Origin of the sequence: Streptomyces sp. KR55, assembly GCF_052245645.1 — a bacterium.
GTDB lineage: Bacteria > Actinomycetota > Actinomycetes > Streptomycetales > Streptomycetaceae > Streptomyces > Streptomyces flavusporus.
This window is the reverse complement of record NZ_JBQQCE010000919.1, coordinates 1-1262: the sequence shown is the minus strand read 5'-3', so window position 1 is coordinate 1262 and position 1262 is coordinate 1. Positions and strand designations below refer to the sequence as shown.

General features: G+C 69.2%; 1 protein-coding gene. It reads right to left on the bottom strand.

The features are described from left to right. Positions 1-12 precede the first annotated feature (12 nt). Complete coding sequence (locus ACTWQJ_RS51510) at positions 13-1065, bottom strand: IS110 family transposase (RefSeq protein ID WP_443313221.1); 1053 nt, start codon at positions 1063-1065, stop codon at positions 13-15. Positions 1066-1262 lie beyond the last annotated feature (197 nt).

Genomic DNA, 1262 nt, shown 5'->3' with positions numbered 1-1262 from the left:
ATTACTCCTATGTCAAGCAGCCACTGCGAGCGTGTTCACGTGGTCGTGTGACGCTTGGGCATCGTGCTGGAGGGCTCGGTAGACGACGTCGGACAGTCGGCGTTTGAGGGCACGGAGCGCTTCGGTCATGGTGTCGCCGGAGTCCTGCCGTCGCTTCAGATAGGCGCGTGCGTCGGGGTGGTAGTGCGCCTGGGTGACCGCGATCCTGTGCAGGGCTGTGTTGAGTTGGCGGTTTCCGACGCGACTGAGGCGGTGCCGTTCGCGGTTGCCCGACCACACGGGCAGAGGCGCGGTGCCGTTGTGGCGGGCGAAGGCATCCTTGGACTTGAACCGCGTGACATCGGCGGTCTCCCCGAGGATCTTCGCGGCGGTGAGCGTGCCGCAGCCGGGGATTTTCAGCAGGCTCGCGCCGAGCACTTCGATGCTGCCGGTGATCTCCGCGTCCAGCTCGTGGATCTCCTCGGTCAGGGCTTGGCAGCGGGCCAGGCACCTGCTGGCCAGCCGGGCGACGACGCCGTCGGCACCGCGGAGGAAGTCGGCTACCACGGCGGTCTGCCGGGAGTGCGTCAGGCTGCGGGCCGGGGGATCGAGGTCAGGGGCGAGCTCGTGCAGATGCCAGCGCAGCCGGTTGATGATGCGGGTGCGTTCGGCGACCAGGTCGTCGCGATGGTCGACCAGCAGGCGCAACTCTCTGCTGGGCCCGTCCAGCTGGGCGGTGGGCAGGTCGGGTTCGCGCAGCGCGGCGCGGGCGACCGCCAGGGCGTCGATGGGGTCGGACTTGCCGTAGGTGCGGGCCGCGGTGCGGCAGTGGGCCATGAGCTTGGGCGGCACGCGGACGATGCGTTCGCCAGCTGCCAGAAGATCGGCTTCCAGGCGCCGGGAGAGGTGTCGGCAGTCTTCCACCGCCCACAGGCGTTGGTCGCCGAACCGCCGTGCCCAGGCGAGCAGGCGCAGGTGATCGGCGCTGGTGGTGCCGGTGGTGCGGGCCCCGAGTTCGCGGCCCTGGTCGTCAGCGGCGACTGCAGTGTGGTTGCGCTTGTGGGCATCGATCCCCAGAACGACCATCGGTCCATCCTCCGTGCTCGCGGAACGAGCAGGCCGGTCGACGGGCACACCTCAATGCAGACGGACTCACGCTCCTATCAAGCCACTGCCGCCGGCCCACGGGCGTCCCGCGGGCCGCACAATGGGACCTGGCCACCGGAAACGGGGCACCGAGTGGTCGAGCGAACCCGCGGAACTACTACCGAGCATGACATTGA